This is a genomic window from Vibrio sp. CB1-14 (assembly GCF_040412085.2).
Taxonomy (GTDB): domain Bacteria; phylum Pseudomonadota; class Gammaproteobacteria; order Enterobacterales; family Vibrionaceae; genus Vibrio; species Vibrio chaetopteri.
Map to the genome: position 1 here is coordinate 1,799,907 of NZ_CP115920.1, position 17,115 is coordinate 1,817,021.

Annotated in this window: 14 protein-coding genes; 5 read left to right on the forward strand and 9 right to left on the reverse strand. The window is 44.8% G+C overall.

Annotated elements, in window-relative coordinates; all coding sequences use genetic code 11:
* Positions 1–98 precede the first annotated feature (98 nt).
* Entirely contained in the window at positions 99–1,181 is a 1,083-nt protein-coding gene (locus PG915_RS08130) for a TRAP transporter substrate-binding protein (RefSeq protein ID WP_353496072.1), read from the forward strand.
* Between the two features lie 71 nt (positions 1,182–1,252).
* Here the strand turns inward: PG915_RS08130 and PG915_RS08135 are convergent, their stop codons facing one another.
* Positions 1,253–1,792, reverse strand: a complete 540-nt coding sequence (locus PG915_RS08135) for a DUF3124 domain-containing protein (RefSeq protein ID WP_353496073.1) — start codon at positions 1,790–1,792, stop codon at positions 1,253–1,255.
* Positions 1,793–2,102: 310 nt separating this feature from the next.
* Here PG915_RS08135 and PG915_RS08140 point away from each other — a divergent pair, with 310 nt between their 5' ends.
* The gene (locus PG915_RS08140; protein WP_353496074.1) at positions 2,103–4,214 is read left to right on the forward strand and encodes a methyl-accepting chemotaxis protein; all 2,112 of its coding nucleotides are present in this window, start codon (positions 2,103–2,105) and stop codon (positions 4,212–4,214) included.
* 47 nt (positions 4,215–4,261) lie between these two features.
* Here PG915_RS08140 and PG915_RS08145 read toward each other — a convergent pair whose 3' ends face one another.
* From PG915_RS08145 to PG915_RS08180, 8 genes are all read right to left on the reverse strand, one after another.
* Complete coding sequence (locus PG915_RS08145; RefSeq protein WP_353496075.1) at positions 4,262–6,313, reverse strand: GGDEF domain-containing protein; 2,052 nt, start codon at positions 6,311–6,313, stop codon at positions 4,262–4,264.
* 226 nt (positions 6,314–6,539) lie between these two features.
* Positions 6,540–7,748, reverse strand: a complete 1,209-nt coding sequence (gene emrD / locus PG915_RS08150; protein ID WP_353496076.1) for a multidrug efflux MFS transporter EmrD — start codon at positions 7,746–7,748, stop codon at positions 6,540–6,542.
* A 196-nt stretch (positions 7,749–7,944) separates the two neighbouring features.
* Entirely contained in the window at positions 7,945–9,612 is a 1,668-nt protein-coding gene (locus tag PG915_RS08155; protein ID WP_353496077.1) for a mechanosensitive ion channel family protein, read from the reverse strand.
* 31 nt (positions 9,613–9,643) lie between these two features.
* Complete coding sequence (locus tag PG915_RS08160; protein WP_353496078.1) at positions 9,644–9,811, reverse strand: hypothetical protein; 168 nt, start codon at positions 9,809–9,811, stop codon at positions 9,644–9,646.
* 305 nt (positions 9,812–10,116) lie between these two features.
* On the reverse strand, positions 10,117–10,413 hold the full coding sequence (hpf, locus tag PG915_RS08165; protein ID WP_353496079.1) for a ribosome hibernation-promoting factor, HPF/YfiA family: 297 nt from the start codon (positions 10,411–10,413) through the stop codon (positions 10,117–10,119).
* 94 nt (positions 10,414–10,507) lie between these two features.
* Positions 10,508–11,788, reverse strand: coding sequence for an MATE family efflux transporter (locus tag PG915_RS08170; protein ID WP_353498686.1), 1,281 nt, complete (start codon positions 11,786–11,788; stop codon positions 10,508–10,510).
* Positions 11,789–11,936: 148 nt separating this feature from the next.
* Positions 11,937–13,850 (reverse strand): monovalent cation:proton antiporter-2 (CPA2) family protein, encoded by a 1,914-nt coding sequence (locus PG915_RS08175; RefSeq protein ID WP_353496080.1) that lies wholly within the window; start codon positions 13,848–13,850, stop codon positions 11,937–11,939.
* A complete protein-coding gene (locus PG915_RS08180; protein WP_353496081.1) occupies positions 13,847–14,485 on the reverse strand; it encodes an NAD(P)H-dependent oxidoreductase in 639 nt (212 codons plus the stop codon). Before PG915_RS08180 ends, PG915_RS08175 begins: the two co-directional genes overlap by 4 nt.
* Before the next feature lie 150 nt (positions 14,486–14,635).
* Here PG915_RS08180 and PG915_RS08185 point away from each other — a divergent pair, with 150 nt between their 5' ends.
* The 3 genes from PG915_RS08185 to pheS all read left to right on the forward strand — a co-directional run bounded on the left by PG915_RS08185 (position 14,636) and on the right by pheS (position 17,109).
* Positions 14,636–15,109, forward strand: coding sequence for a GNAT family N-acetyltransferase (locus PG915_RS08185; protein ID WP_353496082.1), 474 nt, complete (start codon positions 14,636–14,638; stop codon positions 15,107–15,109).
* A gap of 125 nt (positions 15,110–15,234) precedes the next feature.
* Entirely contained in the window at positions 15,235–15,933 is a 699-nt protein-coding gene (locus PG915_RS08190; protein ID WP_353498687.1) for a class I SAM-dependent DNA methyltransferase, read from the forward strand.
* A gap of 192 nt (positions 15,934–16,125) precedes the next feature.
* Entirely contained in the window at positions 16,126–17,109 is a 984-nt protein-coding gene (gene pheS / locus PG915_RS08195) for a phenylalanine--tRNA ligase subunit alpha (RefSeq protein WP_112461716.1), read from the forward strand.
* Positions 17,110–17,115: the final 6 nt, after the last annotated feature.

Genomic DNA, 17,115 nt, shown 5'->3' on the forward strand with positions numbered 1-17,115 from the left:
TACGATCAGAATGAAGCCAAATGATAACACTTTGACATACAAGGTGTTTACATTCATTGTTGGTGAGCTACCCAATAACGTACACAGGAATCTAAGAAATGGACTTCAAAAAAACCATTCGTCGAGTCAGTACTCTTATCGTCGCATCTCTAACCACTCTTGCCGCAACTCATGTTCAAGCAGATGACAAAGTGTATCGTCTAAAACTTGCAGAAACCTGGGGGCCTAACACGCCCATCTTAGGGGATGCGAGTAAGAATATGGCTAAGCTTGCGAAAGAAATGTCGAACGGACGTTTGATCATTCGTATCGATTCGGCCAACAAGCACAAAGCACCACTTGGCGTCTTTGATATGGTGAAATCGGGACAATACGATCTTGGCCATTCCAGCTCTTACTACTGGAAAGGCAAGGTTCCAAACACGCTGTATTTCTCATCGATGCCATTTGGTATGACAACCATGGAGCAGTATTCGTGGTTTTATCACGGTGGCGGTTTAGAGTTGATGCAACAGGTGTATTCACCGCATAACCTATTGTCATTTCCGGGCGGTAACTCTGATATCCAGATGGGTGGTTGGTTTAAAAAAGAAATCAACACCATCGATGATTTGAAAGGGTTAAAAATGCGTATCCCGGGTTTCGCTGGTGAAGTGTTGGCTCAGGTTGGTGCTAAACCTACGAACATCGCTCCAGGAGAGCTTTATACATCGTTAGAGCGTGGCACTATTGATGCTCTAGAGTGGGTTGGACCTGCGTTTGATTTACGAATGGGCTTTCAGAAAATTGCGCCATATTACTACACCGCATGGCATGAGCCAGGATCCGAGACACAGTTCCTAGTAAACAAAAAAGTCTGGCAAGAGCTACCTGACGATCTAAAAATCATTCTAGAAACCTCGTTCCGCGTCGCGGCGTTTGATATGTATACTCAAGCGCTCCATGAAAATGCGAATAGCTGGTCTAAGATGAGTTCAGAGTACCCAGACATTAAAGTTCGTAGCTTCCCACCTGAAGTGATTAATGCTCTAAAACAAGCGAACGGTGAACTGCTTAAGCAACAAGCGGCGAACGATGAACTGGCAAAAGAAATCTTGGATTCACAAGCGTCATATTTAAATAAAATGCGTGAATGGACGACCATCTCACTGCAAGCTTACTTGAACGAGCAAACAAATTAAGTCTGATTGAAGCGTATCTAATTACGCATTAAAAACGGCCTATTTCACTGGTTGAAATGGGCCGTTTTGTATTAGTTCGTGGCTCGACTGGTAAACGAGATGTCTTTTCCGTGGCCGGAGCCTATCATCACTGCCTCAAATATCGGCTCCGATGCGTCATTCGGATTTGACCAATTAACAATAAAATTGGCACCGACCCCACCGCTCACTTCTCGTTTTTCTACTAGATACTCAGAGCTTGAAAGTGGTTCGAGTACATAACCTTTGTCTAGGAATTTTCTAACCAGTTTTCCTTCCGTGTCAAAGTAATCAATGCTATGGATTTGAATGCTCTGCTTTGGATCTGTGTTTCTCACAACTAACGTGGTCTCTAGCAGTACGGGTTTACCTCCATCGGTGTAGATATGAGAGTAAGCAGGGACGTAACTACTGCGATCTGCATTGCCACTTGCAGCAATGGTTGTTCGTTCGATTTGCTGTGCTTGATGGCTCAGCTTTTCTTCAATGGTATCGACTGATTTGATCAGTGACCCAAGATAAATGGCTAAGCCGATGGCAAGGACAGTAGAGAGAATGGAAACAATTTGGCTGGCTTTACGATTTTCAGTCATGTGGTCTCCCAACAAGGCATTGAAGTAATGCTTACAGTGTACTATTTACGTCCGGAAATGGGCTATTTGTTATCAAGATCATAGTGTTAACTTGGCAACTTTATTGTTAGTAGATATGTCTTGCCCCTCGAAAAGGCAATTCACTCATTTGGTGCTAGTAATGCACAGACTTGGTGCTAATCAAAGCCATTTGGTGCGATGAGGACTGTTTTCATTTTCCCATTCCCTGTAATTGCGAGTGTTTAAACCCTACAGAATACGGGTATATAAATTGCTTTATTATCAATAAACTAGATTCAAGGGATTGAACATGAACTTAACAACAACAGAAAAACGCTGGCTACCATGGTTTGGGAGCACGGGGAAAATCGCGATGCGTCTGGCTTGTTTTGCCAATCGCAGTCGCATTAATGAGCTTGAGCAAACGTTCGAGAGCATTGCTCAAACTCGGGTGAAGCTCTTAGAAACATGGACGCTTAATCAATGGCGGTTCTTAGAAGATGCCGCTTTCTATCTCTCCTCGAAGACGCAAGATGAACAAGCTGAGGCGCTCGATTTATTGCTTAAACGCAGCAAAGACTTCACAGAGCTTTTTTTGGTTGATAGCACCGGTGTAACGACCTGCTCAAGTTATCGTGAGCATAATGGACAAAAACTTACCGCTCCGAAAGCATTAGAACTGGGTCAAGTGAGGCCATTTTTACATGGCCCTTACGTTGACCAGAGAACGCTAACGATAGGGGCGTCATCATCCAAGTTTCATGATGTTGTTACCCTGATGTTCTATCAACCCCTTGATGCGAGTCAACCCAACTCTCCAGTGCTCTGCGGGCGTGTGCCAAATGATGTACTAGGAGATTTGATACAGCGAGAGGCGGGGCATATCTATAGTGAGTCAGGGGATAACTACTTATTTATGGTTGAGTCGAAGTTCGATCTAACCATCACACAAGGTGTTGCACTGTCGCGTTCTAGATTTGAAGATAATACCTTTTCCCATGGAGAGAACTTAAAGCAAGGGGTTCAAACGGATTGGGGAACGGTGCAAATTCGTCATCACACCGAATTTGAAGTGGTGTTTAATGATCCCGCGACCAATCAACTCCACCCGGGTGTGCGCGAAACGATCAAAAATGGCAGCAATGTATATGTTGATTATCCTGGATACTCGGACTATCGCCATATTCCGGTGATTGGTAAGGGCGTGACATTTCAGTTGCCTGGCTCCATTGATCGATGGGGCATGATGTGTGAGTCGGATTTGGAAGAAGTGCACCGCCATCGGTCGCTGGTGGGGCGCTTAACTCGTCGCTTTATGGCTTCAGCCATGTTGGTCACACTATTGCCAGTGGCGCTTCAGCACTTTTTGGGTTGGGATCCGTATTCGAGTGCGGGCATATCACTGCTAAGTGCTGGTGCATTAACGCTACTGTTTCGATCACGGACAGCGAAACCTTTGTCGCGAAGCCTTGAACAGATGACAGGTGTGATGAAAGTATTGGCCGAAGGAGATGGAAATCTAAAGCAGCGGCTTGATGCCTCCAAGTTTAAAGCGGACGAGACAGGGGATTTAGGCAGGTGGACAAACAGCTTCATTGATAACTTAGAAACAGTTGTATCAGAGTTGGTGTTTGCGAGTCGTGAAGTGAACAATGTCTCTGAATCTATGTTTCGTTGTAGTCAGCGATTGTCCAAGTCCAGTGAGGATACGTCTGGATCCATCTCTCAGCTTATTGATCTTTCCGAGCAGCAAGTTGAAGAAATCCGTTCTGCTAATGATAATGCGAGAGAAATGCATGTGTTGATGACGGAGTCTGTTGAACGTGCGCATCAGGAGTATGAAACGGCTCGTAGTAGCGCCGATAACATTAAAGATATTGTTCAATCCTCGTCTACCAGTGTAAATGACGTGAATAATGAAATGGAAAAGATAAGTGACATCGTCACATTGATAACAGACATTACTGCACAGACCAATTTACTCGCGCTGAATGCGGCCATTGAAGCGGCGAGGGCAGGTGAGCACGGTAGAGGCTTTTCTGTGGTCGCAGATGAGGTGCGAACGTTGGCAGACAGAACGGCTGCGGCAGCGAAGGATATTGGTGATTTGATGGAGCAATTAAGGCTTCAGTCTGAAAAGGCGGTGAATACCATGCGAGCGGGAATTGAAAATGTTGAAAGCAATGCGTATTTAGCGGATACATCGAAGCAAAATGAACAGCTACAACAATCTGTGAACTCGTTGTTTGCTGCAATCACTGGACTTGCGGAGATGAGTAACACCAACTCGCAGACGGCGGAGCATGCTGCTGAGTCGACAAGTTCACTGCAATATCAGTCTAAGCAGTTGGCGCGTCGTACATCACTTATGCAAAACTCCATCTCAAGGCTAGATCAATTGGTTGGCCGATTTGAAGTGTAGTTACCACAACAAAGGAGGTGCAAGCCTCCTTTCTGTTTTAACGCTCTTTAAGCCGCTTTATTAATACCATTAGCTTCTATTAGCTCCGCCAACTTAGCCTTGTCTACGATAACACTTCGAAGATCCTGGTTTCTCTTCGCTTCATACATGGCAAAGTCAGTATAGATGAGTAGCTGCTTAATACTTAGCTCGCTGCTGTCTGGTAAGAACACGCCTACCGCTGCGTGAAGCTGCAGTGTTTCATCTTGGCCACGAAGTTTAAAATCAAAACTCTCTAATCGTGGTAGCAATTCCGACAATTTATCTCTATTCAGAGGCGTAATAGCAACAAACTCATCACCACCAATTCGATAGCTCGTCCCTTTGACCGTTTGGCGCAGTAGCTTGGCGTAGCATCTAAGCACTTGGTCGCCGACAGTATGGCCGTAAGTGTCGTTTATTTGTTTGAACCCATTAAGGTCAATATAAATAAGTCCGTTTCCTTTGCCCAATGATTGTTTACGAATACGGTTCAAAGCATAGCGATTCTTTAGCTTAGTTAGGGCGTCGTGGTTTGCTCTATGGTTGGTGAGATAGCCAAACACGATGGTCACTAAAATAAACAATCCGAGCAGAACATTGATTATATTCAGCCGCTTTTTATCTAGCTCTTTTTTATTGAGCTCTCGCCAGTTTGCTGGTGGTTGATATTTCTGGTGAATCGCTTCTGTATCGACAAAGTCCAACGTACGGTTGAACAATTTTGCCAGAGTTTCACCACGCTCTGATTTCGGAAAACCAAAACTAAGCTGAGACTGATAAAAGGGTTTGAAGTAGTGGTCTTCGGTAATTTCTGACAGAACTTGCTCGTAGAGTAGGGTATTGAGTGTGACGCGGTTAGTGACGGCGTAGTCAATGGTACCGGCAATTAGACCTCGCACCATAGCTTCGGTGTCTTTGAAATAAACCAGTTCTTTATTTGGTAGCAATCGTCTGGTGATGGTGGCAAAAACATCATTTTCTACAACACCTACGCGCTCAGCAAAAAGCTCAGAGATATGTCTATAGACTTCTTCTTTAAACCCAACACGTTTTGCAATCACTCCATCGATGGAAGCAAAAGGCCGACTGAAAATCATATGTTTTTTACGATGCTTGAGATCGGCAATAGGGGTCATTACGTCGTGTTCGGCAAGCATTAGTTTTTGCAGTGACGCCGCCCAGGCTTTGTTTGGCTCATATACAAGCTCACATTGTAATGAACCAAGACGACAAACTTCTTTAACTAATTCAACGGCAACACCTTGAACACGGCCATCTTGGGATTGATAGACATAGGGCTTTCTGTGATTTAGATGAACCTCAAGCGGTGCACTCAGGTCTAGGCCTGAAGATTCAATGTCACTTTTAAGCTGTTTGATTGCTATGTTGGTGATGTAGCTTTCGATATAGCTGCGTATCTGCTTCTGAACAGTATCTTGTGAGATTATTTGACTGAACTTCGCTAGTAGCGGTGCATTTTCTGGTTTATTCGTAATGATAGAAACTGGCGGTATTGAGACTCTGTCATTAATTAGAGCCGCTTTAAATCCAGCATTCAAAAACCATTCTAGCTGCAAAAATGTACCAATGAAGCCATCGATATCTCCGCTGCGCATGCTTTCAAACACCACGTCATTGTCGTTAAAGCTTAAGACCCGTTTTTCGGGGTAGTAGCGTTGAATAATATCGTTAAACGCTGTCCCCATTGTGGTGCCAATCACAGACAGCTCGTCAAAGCTTTGCCCTGATTGGGTAAACAAATAGGTGGGTTCTATATTGATCGGCGGCGAAAAAATAAATCGCTTGGAGCGAGCTTTAGTAAAAGTGATGTTAGAGATAAAATCGAGTTTGCGATTTTCAACAGCATTTAGTCGCTCAGTAAAATCTGATACCGCAACATATTTAAAATGAAAGTTTGATTGACTCTCAATGGTCGAAAAAATAAATCTCGCTAAGAAGTCCCGCTCGTGGGCGGAGACTAGAAAGGTTTTATTTTCCGTGCTGGCGGCATGTGCGCTTGGAAAGGCATTAATGACGACTAGAGCAGTAGAGAAAACAATGACAACAAGGTGATGCATACAGCGAACTCTCAACTCCAGTGACTCCTTCCATGGCATTTTTGGGTAGAGGTAAGTCACTATTCTAGCCGCTGTATGCCATATTGCAATGTTAACCAACTGAAAACAAAATAGAAGTCTAGAAATGGTATTGAAACGCAATGATATGTCGAGTTGAGTCTAATTTTTTGCGGCAAAAAGGCGACGTGAAACGTCGCCTTGTGAGGTAATTCTGTCAATGATTGTTTTAGACCATGACGGCATCATTGCTGTTGTCATGACCTCGATCACGATTAGCAATATGAAGTCCCCACATCGCCAACAGTGCCATGATAAGCATAATTACCCCGAGCGGAAGTTGGCTGCTAGCAGGGATAACTGAGGCCCCAAGTGTGGCAAGTCCAGCTCCAAGGTTCTGCATGCCACCCAATACTGCGCCACCTGTACCCGCATGATTTGAGAATGGCGTTAACGCGCCTGTTGTCGCCGCTGGGAATAAGACACCAGCACCTAGAAAATAGACTGTGGATCCAAATGTCAGTGTCCAAGCGTCGGTTGCGCCTTGTAGACCTGGAAGTAACACCACCACAGAGCCAAGTACAATAGCAGCCAAGCCAAACTTGAATGCTGCTTGTGTTCCGTAACGTCTGGCCAGCATGGAGGAGAAACCAGCACCCAGCAAATAGCCTGGGATTGGCATTACAAACAGAATGCTAACAGTCAGCGCGGATAGTTTAAGTACACCACCAAACAGTACGCCGGCCGCTGCTTCGAATACAGCAACTCCAGCGAAAGTCGCTACAAGACAAATCACGTAACCTTGAAAGCGACGATCGGCCAGCACAAAGCGGTAGTTGTCCATTGCTGAGCTTTTACTTCTAAGTTCTTGAGGTAGCGTTTCCATCAGCTTCGATGCCATTACAATCACCACGGCAACGGCAAACAAAGTTAAGAACAGGTAGCTTGAGCGCCAGCCCAGTGTTTCTGTAAACACGCCACCAAGCACGGGTGCAAGCAGTGGTGAAAAAATCACGCACATACTAATGATGCTGTTTGCGCGGTGCAGTTCTTCCCCGGAGAAACAGTCACGAGAGAGTGTACGAGACATCGCTCCGCCGCTACCGATGCCAGCGCCTTGAATGAAGCTGCCCAACAAAAATAGCTCGAATGAGTGAGCGAACAGACTAATAACAGCACCGACAAGGTAGATAGCCAATCCAACTAGAATGATAGGCTTACGACCTAATTTATCTGATACAGGACCATATACGAACTGGGATAAACCGTAAGGGATCAAATAACACGCCATTACAGCTTGTAGCATGGCGGGGTTAACGCGAAACTCTTGCGCCATTTGCCCAATAGATGGGACATACATGGTTTGAGTCATTTGACCTACGGCGGTCAGAATAGCGATCAAAAAGGTCAGCTTTGCTAATGGAAATTTGGATGACATTTCTCAAATATCTCGTGAACAATAGGGAGTGATGAAACCTGCCTAGGATTTGCCCTGTCAGTGTTAGGGCGCAGATATTAGTGTCAGTTTGGGCTTTCATCAATAACAAAGCGTGATGTTAATCACGATAAATATTTCATCTATTGATTAGAAAAAATAATGCGAGTGTCCGGGGGCTTGGATACTCGCGGGTTGTTTATTTTGCTGTGGCTTGAGCAACAGCCAATAAGTCGGCTTCTGATGTTGCAGCATGCTGATATACGTGAACATCGCGTTGTGGGAATGGAATACTGATGCCGTTACTATCGAGCTGTTTCTTCACGTCTTCAGTAACGTCCCAGTAAACGTCCCAGTAGTGTTCTGTTCTCACCCATGGCCTTACAATGAAATCCACAGAACTCTCGTTTAAGGTATGAACATAGATCATCGGCTCTGGTGATTTAAGCACTTTTGGGTGCGCCGCAAGAATGTCAGAAAATACCTGTTTTGCCTTGTCTATGTCATCGCCATAACCAATACCAAACGTCATGTCTACACGTCGAGTTTTCTCAGCCGTAATGTTGTTAATGGTGTCACCCCAAATCTTGTTGTTTGGGATCACCAAGCGCTGGTTATCAACGGTTCTTATTGTGGTAGAAACCAGGCTCATATGATTCACCGTGCCTGAAATCCCAGCCACTTTAACAAGGTCACCCACATCAAAAGGACGATAGATAAGAATCATCATGCCTGATGCAAAGTTAGATAATGTATCTTGTAGAGCAAAACCGATGATCACACCTGCGACACCGAAACCAGTCAGTAGCGGGCCGAGCTCTATCCCTAATTGTGATAATGCGATAAGCAGACCAAGGGTTGTGACGCCTTTTTGTGCCATCGAGACAAAGAAGTCTTGCATCAGTACACTGAATTTCATGGTTGAGTGACTAACACTCTTGCGTACTGCTTTACCGACAATTTTTGCGAATGAGCGCGATAACCATAGGATGATACCAAAGACAAAGATCTTCACGATAAGTGACGGAGTGTGTTCCATTGCCCAGTCTTTGAAAGCGCCCAGCCACTCTGTGAGTAGCCCCATCATCACGCTGACATCAAGAATATCAGTGCTAATATCTCCGGTAATCGTAAACAGCAGTTGCTTGTAATCGGTTGTGTCAACACCATACTGCTCAAGTAAAGTAATGCTTGATTCTAGGCTTAAGATCAATAGGTTGATTTGACCTGTAATTCGAATCGCATCTTTTTGCAGGGAGGCTTTTTCTTCTTCCGGAAGATAAGCCAGCCTGTCATTAACATCACTTAACTGACTGTCTAGATACAAAACAGAATTATAGAGAAAATCCGCACGCTTTTTTAAATCACGCTCCAATGTGTTGCGTGCTTCAGTTGTATCTATCCCTAAGTCAGACGCCCATTTTAGAGTCGTGGACAGATCCGCATAGTATTCGTCCATTGTTGTAATGCGTTTTTGCATTGCGAACTGAACTTCGTCTTTAGCTGCATCTATGGCCTTTTTTGACTCTTTCAAGAGTCGCTCTAGGTCTTGTTCATTTACTGCAAGAAGGTTTTGCATTAACGTTATCTGGCTAGCGACAATTTGTTTGTTAGTTTCCGCATCTTTGCTGTTCACTAAGCGCTCGGACAATGATTGTCGAAGGGTATCGTTCTTGCGATCGACGATGCTCTCTTCAAATCGATTCAGCTCAGCGTAGTTACTGAGACGTTCAACGTCGAGAATAAGTGCTTCAGACTGAGACATTAAAGTCTGGTTGGTTGACGATACGCTATCCGAAGCCAAAGTCGTAATGGGTAGGGCAGTTCCAATTACCAATGCTAAAACAAGGGTTAGTTTGCTTTTCATTCGCTTTCTCAGAAGTTAATAAGTTTCAGATTTATCGCTGGGCGATCCATAAGTAAGTTTTTCGTGCAATCCAATAACCGGCTTGGGCTACGGCTTTGATTACTGTAAAGCTAAAGTTGGCGATGGAAGTGATCAGGTCACCCGTGCCCACCATAAGTTTGTATGCGTCGGTATGTTGAAATTCTCTATAGGTCATCATGTCTGCTCCACGTTGTCTGGAGCACATAGTAGCGAGATATAAATTGTAAAGTTGCCATTTTGTGCCACAGGCTTTGAAAAGCCGAAAAGACTATCTGAGCGGGAAATGACGAGCGATAGTTAAGGCAATAAAGCAGGTATTTTATTGCTCAATATCAGAGTAAGAGAATGTTAACGGGAATTGTCTGATTAAGTACTAAGCTTGGATTTCAGTAGGAAGGTTTAGTACCAAAAAAAGCCGACATTTTGTCGGCTTTGGAATCTTGGTTAGGCAGAAACCACGTCAATGATGTCGTGGTAATTTATTTAAGAGTGGATGTCCGATTTAAGCTGACCCTTGCGGGTGCGAAGTCCTGCTTCCAATTTTTTTAACGATGCCGCGATAGCGGGGTACATGATGTCGTGGGTGGCTTTGGCTGAGACTCGTACGCCTTCGTAGTTGGTGAATACTTCCACCTCATGTTGGTCATGCTCTTTTCTAATGATGATGTCGCTACTAATGAGCTGTGGGAAGTGATCCGCAATTTTTTCGAACTTGCTTTCTATTTCTTCTCTTGAGTCGTCGCCGATCGATACGTGATGGGTCTGAATGTTTATTTTCATTAATTGCACCTCTACTTTCACTACGTATTTTAAACCTAGCAAAGGAGAGGGCGTTTGACAAAGTCGTTACCGTTACCACTTTGAGTGCAAGGGGTTACTGAGACAGTGTTTTCTCTAGCTGCTTAACCGAATAACTGTATGTGAACCAAGCACTTATTCCTGCTAGAACGTTGCCAATTAGCGCACCATAAAAGAGCCCTTGAATTCCCCCAAACTGTGCACCGAGCCACAAACAAGGCAAGAAAAATGCAAACAATCGAAGAGTCGAAATGGTTAGAGCGGTTTTGGCTTTGCCTAGAGCATTTGAGATAGACACCATAAGCATACATACGCCAAGTGAGCCTAAACTAAATGGCACTAATATCAGGTGATAGTTCAAGATCTGAAAGACATAGTCTTCACTGGTCATGAGAGAGGAAAGCTGAGTGGCAAATAGCCAAGTAATGACGGCGACTAACAACTGAAATCCTAAAATGTAGCCTACGGCGATGTTAACCAGCTTTTTGATGTCCTCGAGATTTTTTGCGCCAAGCAGTTTGCCCACCATAGGCGGCATCGACATGGTTAAGGCAAGCACGGTCACAATGGCAAAAAACTCGTAACGTGAGCCAAGAGCCCAAGCTGCAACGGCTGCAGTGCCGAAAGTCGCGAGCAACTTTGTTGCCAGCATAGAGGATAGCGGTGGTAGTAGTTGGCTGACCATGGCGGGTGCCATGATTTTCCAAATCGAGCGCAAACTCTCGCCGATATCCACATTAGACCAATTAAATGATGCCCAGTTTTTTGACACTACTTTCGGGGCGACGACTGCAATGCCAATACCAAAGGCAACGATAGTTGCAATGGCAGCACCGTTGATGCCCATGTCAAAAGTAAAAATAAATAGAGGGTCAAGCGCAAGGTTGATAATGCTGGTAATGACCATCATCATTCCCGGCAACACAGTATTGCCGTTGGCGCGGCAGACACTGTAGTAAAAGTAAAGTACCGCACCTACCCATGAGCTCAATAGCCAATATGGCCAATAGCTATCAATGACCGGATAAACGCTTTCAGGGGCGCTTAACAGGGCAAGAATTGGGTGGCGGATAAACCAGATCAGCACGCCGATGATTGCCACGCCAGCACTGCCAAACACCAATATCAACCCACCTAACTGCTTTGCGTATTCATCATTGTTCCCGCCAAGTGCTCTGGAAATGATGGCTGTCGTTGCAATGCCAAGACCCACCTGTATACCAATGATCACCATTTGCATCGGCAGGGTAAAACCTTGTGCCGCGAGTGGCAGTACACCTAGCTGGCCAATAAATGCACTGTCTACCAGTTGAAAGCTCATGAGTGATAGGACACCTAGTACCATAGGTAATGTCATATTAAACAGTTGTTTAGCTAGCTGTTTTGAATCTTTATCCACGTTGTTCTCTTTGTTTTGTTTCTAATGCTGCTAGTAAAGGGTAGGGCAAATAAAACAATAAAGACGGGCAGTGTGCCCGTCTTTGTATTGAACAGACCTTTAATTACTATTCTTCAAACTTGTCGGCGTAGCCTTTTGGAGGTGGTGTCCAGCCACGCTCACGAGAGTGTTTGTCGTTGCGATCAATTTGCATCGCGTCCTTAATAAAACCCTCTAGTTCTATAAATAGATCACGGTAGTTATTATCAAAGCGCTCACCCTCAGCGCCACCTTTCCAACCTTCATAGAGACGGTCTGATTGCTTGTCTTCAATAACTTTGTAAGTGGTCTTTTGTTGTTCCACAAAGAAAGGATGGAAGCCTAAACAATTCATCGTTTTAGCACCAAGCTCTAGTGCCGAATGATAGGTTTCTGATTCAATGTAGTCCGCACCAGCTTGTCTGAGCTGGTAGCCATGTCCACGGTCGAATGCTCTTGCGAGAATTTTCACGTGAGGGTACGTATGTTTAACATACTTTACAAGCTCGATACTGGCTTCTTGATTGTCAATGGCGACGACGAGCAGTTTTACTTCCTCGATCCCCGCGGTATGAAGAATGTCAGGTTTGGAGGCATCACCAAAGAAGGCTTTGGTACCAATTTGGCGCATGTTATCCACCTGGTCAGCTCGGACATCTAATGCCACCGTCCTTACATGATTGGCGACCAGCAGTCGGTTAACGATTTGTCCGAAGCGACCCATACCCGCAATTAACACGCTACCACGTTCGTCAACGGTGTCTGCTTCTCTATCGTTACTCTCTTTCTCAAAGCGGGGTAAGATGACTTTGTCAAATAAGATAAATAGGCCAGGTGTTAGGAACATGGAGAGCGCGACGACCAGCGAAAGCGTTTGTGCAATGTCATTTGGCAATACATGGTTTTGAACCGAGAAGCTCAATAGTACAAAACCAAACTCCCCCGCCTGCGCCAAACTTAATGTAAATAACCAGCGAGCGCTGTTTTGTATTTTGAATATCATGGCCAGAATGTAGAGCACTGCTGCTTTCAACATCATGACACCGAGAGTTAAACCAATGATAACAAAGAAGTCGTTAAACAATATTTCGAAGCTGATGCCTGCACCAACAGTGATGAAGAAAAGCCCCAACAATAATCCTTTAAATGGGTCGATATTAGACTCAAGCTCGTGCCTGAACTCACTGTTTGCTAGAACAACACCCGCAAGGAACGTACCCAGAGCAGGAGATAGCCCCACTAAGCTCATTAATGCGGCAATCCCAATCACTAACATTAACGCTGTAGCGGTAAAGATCTCTCTAAGACCTGAAGACGCAACAAAGCGGAATAGCGGCCGACTTAAGAAGTGCCCACCAACCACAACCACGGCGATAGACGCAGTAATCACTAGGCCATAGACCCAGCCGGGCAAGCCTGCGACCAAACTAATCTGCTCATGATGTTCTGCGGCTTGATCAACTGCATTTTGGGCTTGCTCAACCAACTCCGGGATAGCTAAAAGTGGAATGAAGGCGAGCATTGGAATGACGGCAATGTCTTGGAACAGCAACACAGAAAATGAGCTTTGGCCGCCTTCCGTTTTTGCTAACCCCTTTTCATTAAAGGTTTGCAGCACAATAGCGGTGGAAGAGAGCGCAAAAATAAGACCAATGGTTAATGAAACACTCCATGTTTGTCCAAGTGCCAATGCAATACCCATGACAGCAGCGGCCGTACCACCCACTTGAATGCCTCCTAGGCCCATAAGCTTGTGGCGCATCCCCCATAGCATTTTGGGTTCTAACTCAAGGCCAACTAAAAATAGCATCATCACGACACCAAATTCAGCAAAGTGTTGAATTGTCGTCGTTTCTTCGCCAACCAGTCCGATAATCGGCCCTATGACAACGCCTGCAATCAAGTAGCCGAGAACAGAGCCAAGGCCAAGTCGTTTAGCAATAGGTACGGCAATGACGGCGGCAACCAAATAGACGAATGCTTGTAAAAAATACTCGGTCATGATGTACCCTCATCAGATTTAGCGGTTTGCTCTTGAGGCCAATAGTGATTGAGTTTTTCCATTGGCATAGCTTGTTGGATATCGAATTTATCTTCGACGAGTAGGGTGAGTAACTCACGCCAGCGTTCCCGATGCTCTGGTATGCGTCGCTCTTCTTGTGCCGTACGAGAGCCAAACAGACAAAATGGAGGAAGGTAGATCATGCCCGTCAACGTTGCAGTCTGTTCTAATGGTTGGAGCAACTCTCTGATTGTGAAATGGTTATAGCCGTCAGTTTGATACGCTTCCGCTCTACCGCCTGCGGAGATAGCACAGAAAAATGTCTTTCCATGCAGGGCAGTACCGTCTTGACCATAAGCAAATCCATATTCTAGGACTAAGTCTTGCCATTCTTTCAGAATAGAGGGTGTTGAATACCAGTAGAGAGGAAATTGGAAGATGATGATGTCATGATCAATGAGTCGTTGTTGCTCTTTATCAATGTTGATGTTGTACGTAGGGTACTCGTAATAGAGATCCACTGCAGTCACGCCCTTGACGGATGTTGCGTCTCGAAACATGGGAGCGTTGACTTCAGATCGGCGTTGTGAAGGATGAGCGTAAAGCACAAGAACTTTTTTGTTATCTTCGGGCATAATAGCTTCCGCTTGACGTTTTCTATGAGTCTTAATATTTAGTACACAACAAGCTATTTTTCAATTGGTTACCATCTAGTGACCACGGTAATACTTTTACCTATCAATGGCTGGATGTATTCATGACAGTTTAGGTGATAAGGAGTTGTTTTGAGCAAAATTACTATCCGACCAGCAACAACCCATGATGCTCGGTGGCTACTGAAACTTTATCAACAAACAATTCGCACTGTAAATCGCAAAGATTACAATAAGATACAGGTTAATTGCTGGGCTCCGTTAGACATGGAAATAGAGGTGTTTGAGCGCTATATTGATTTAAAGCAGCCATTTGTCGCTACTGACGGTGAACGTATCGTTGGTTACAGCGATGTACAGCCGGATGGTCTTATTGATCATTTTTATTGTCATCATAAATCTCAAGGGCAAGGTGTTGGCCGTGCTTTGATGAATGTCATTCATGAAAAGGCAAATGAGATGGCCTTACCCAAGCTTTACTCTTTTGTAAGCATCACGGCCAAGCCGTTTTATCTTCATTTTGGGTTTGATATCGTTAGAGAAAATGAAGCAAATGTTCGTGGTGTAGGGTTAAAAAACCTTTTGATGGAAAAAGAGATTGGATGATAATGGACTCAATGTTTGAAGTTAAATCACTAACACATGATGAGTTACCGTTAGATCTGCTTCTGATTGCGGATCCAGAAATTGCCCGCGATTGCCATAGTTTATAAATATGAAAGTAGGAGGCTCTGATGGGTGAAATGTACACCAAGCATGCGGACAAATATGCCGAAGCGATTGAAAACAATGCATATAATGCACTCTATGAACGCCCATCTACGCTTGCGCTCGTTGGTGATGTGAACAATAAACGGGTGCTTGACTTAGGCTGTGGCCCAGGCGTGTACGCGGAACACTTCGTCAAGCAAGGCGCAACTGTCACAGCGATTGATCTATCAGAGGAAATGGTAGAGTTGACTCAACGTCGTCTGGGTGACGCTGTCACATGTTATTCGCAAGATTTAACAGAAGGCTTACCCAAAGAATCCAGCGATCAGTACGACATCGTTGTCTGCCCCCTGATGATTCATTACTTAGAAGATTTGGTACCTTTGTTTACAGAAGTTCAGCGTGTTCTGAAAACGGGGGGAACCTTTGTGTTTTCAACTCACCATCCGATCATTGATTTTGAAGATGATGCCTTCAATAACTATTTTGATGTAGAACGTATTACTGAGCACTGGGATACCGTCGGTGAGCCAGTGGAGGTTTCGTTTTTTAGACGTTCATTGACTAACTTATTTGATAGCTTATCTGAAACTGGTTTTATTTTAGATAAGTTTTCTGAAGGTAAACCGGCACCGGAGATGCAAGCGGTGGCACCTGAGACATTTGAGCGACTATCTCGTCGTCCAAACTTCATCTTCATCCGAGCTCAAGCCAAATAATCGCCTCTAGAAAACCGCGATTACTCATCGTTTCCTGCTAGTTTTTCATCAAAAGGGCAAAAAACGTGTTTTTTTTGCCCAATAACCCGTTCAATTTACAAATCAATTTGGCATTAGCGGCGGGTTTTATTAGTATGTACAGCTATCAAAAAACACCCTTATGGATACTACCGGACGGTAGACGAGGAAACGATGCAACATCTAGAAGAGATCATTGCTAACGCGGGCACAGCGATTGACGCTGCAGACTCGCTAGTCGCACTTGACGAAGTGCGTGTTCAGTATCTAGGAAAGAAAGGTGAGCTAACGGCTCAACTTCAAAGCCTAGGTAAACTACCACCAGAAGAGCGCCGCAGTGCTGGTCAAGAGATCAACAAAGCAAAAGGCGTGGTTCAGCAAGCTATCGCGGCACGTAAAGATGCACTACAACGTGCAGAGCTTGAAGCGAAGCTAGCGGCAGAAACTATCGACGTAACCCTACCAGGTCGTCGTATCGAGAACGGCGGTTTACACCCAGTTACTCGTACTGTTGAGCGTATTGAAAAGTTCTTTGGTGAGTTAGGCTTTAGCACTGAGTCTGGTCCTGAAATTGAAGATGCATTTCATAACTTTGATGCACTGAACATTGCAGAAGATCACCCAGCTCGTACTGACCACGACACCTTTTTCTTCAATCCAGATCTGATGCTACGTACCCACACGTCTGGTGTACAGATCCGTACGATGGAAAATGGCAAACCACCATTCCGTTTCATCGCACCTGGCCGTGTATACCGTAACGACTACGACCAAACACACACGCCGATGTTCCACCAAGTGGAAGGCATGCTTGTTGACGAGAATGTTAACTTCGCACAGCTGAAAGGTATCCTGCACGACTTCCTAACAAACTTCTTCGAAGAAGATCTTGAAGTTCGTTACCGTCCGTCATATTTCCCATTCACTGAGCCTTCAATGGAAGTGGACGTTAAGCGTAAAGACGGCAAATGGTTAGAAATCTTAGGCTGTGGCATGGTGCACCCAAATGTACTTCGCAGCGTAGGCATCGACCCTGAAAAATACTCTGGTTTTGCATTCGGCATCGGTATCGAGCGTCTAGCGATGCTTCGTTACGGCGTAAATGACCTACGTTCGTTCTTCGAGAACGACCTACGTTTCCTAAAACAGTTCAAGTAATCCAGA